This window comes from Anaerobiospirillum succiniciproducens DSM 6400, from assembly GCF_000482845.1.
Lineage (GTDB): Bacteria > Pseudomonadota > Gammaproteobacteria > Enterobacterales > Succinivibrionaceae > Anaerobiospirillum > Anaerobiospirillum succiniciproducens.
The window spans coordinates 1-1,172 of sequence record NZ_AXWV01000158.1 but is presented as its reverse complement, the minus strand read 5'-3'; the positions used below and the strand labels follow the sequence as shown (position 1 = coordinate 1,172).

Annotated in this window: 2 protein-coding genes; both read left to right on the top strand. The window is 40.7% G+C overall.

Translation table 11 applies throughout. The annotated features are described in order from the left end of the window. On the top strand, positions 1 to 913 hold a 913-nt coding region (locus tag H524_RS16865; RefSeq protein ID WP_211232174.1), incomplete at its 5' end, for a flagellar hook-basal body complex protein. Between the two features lie 179 nt (positions 914 to 1,092). Continuing rightward, positions 1,093 to 1,172: flagellar basal body protein (locus H524_RS18020; RefSeq protein ID WP_211232175.1), on the top strand; the 80-nt coding region annotated here is incomplete at its 3' end.

Genomic DNA, 1,172 nt, shown 5'->3' with positions numbered 1-1,172 from the left:
AGGTTGGTGTTACGGTGCTATTGTCTTATGCCTTAATTCGTGTGAGCTCAGAATATTTTTTAAATTATTACTGTCATCATGCTTGACTTACATCGATATTGCTTCACAAGGAACAGGCGCTGCAACAGAATATCCTGCTGTTATCAGTGTGCCAGAAAACTCAAAATCTACTGTTGCTGGATCTAACTATTTTGGTTTCAAGTGTACTTTCAGCCCTAATGGTGAAATGAAGAGTACTGTCCCTGGCAAGCTTGAGCTTTGTAATCCAGCTAAAAACGCTGATGCTAATGTTAAGAATCCAAACAGCTTACGTCATACATTATTTGGCAACCCAAATGCAGATCCAGCTGATAAACAAAATTCTGAAGGTATTATTAAAAACGTTGCTGATGAAACCTTTAAGAAAGATGGTATGGCAGGTGGCGACGGAACTTTACATACAGCATTAGGCCAGGGTATTGAGCCAAGCCAGCAGTTAAACATTCAGTTTGCAGCAAGCCAGTACGGTTCCTCTAACTTCTCTGTAAGCCAGGCACCAACTAACGATGGTTATGCAACAGGTATTCTCATTGGTATGTCAGTTGATGAGAACGGCATTATTCAGTGTGAGTACTCAAACGGACAGGTTAAGAACATCGCTAAGGTTGCCATGGCAGACTTTGCCAACCAGCAGGGCTTAACCAAGATTGGTGATACCCAGTGGAAGCAGTCTAATGCTTCTGGTGAGGCTATTGCCAAGGAAGCTAACTCAGGCTCGGCAGGCTCTATTAAGGGCTCTAACCTTGAGCTTTCTAACGTTGACCTGACCAACGAGTTAGTTGAGCTCATCACAGCTCAACGTAACTATCAGGCTAACGCACAGTCTCTGCAGACTCAGAACACCGTAATGGATAGCATCCTAAATATCCGTTAAAAACTAGTTTTATTCCAACATGACTTAAAGCCGAGCAATTGCTCGGCTTTTTTGTGTATATGTATTTTTCATATTTATGGCATGTGTATTGCTCAAAATGTTTAAAGTTTTAGTTTCACTAGCTATATACATATACAGTAGAAGTCTATTAAGACACTGCATACATTGGAGCTAATGTCATGTTCGGAATTTCAGTTAGCGGTATTAAGAACTCCCAGAAGCACATTGATGTGACTTCTAATAACATCTCTAATACCAA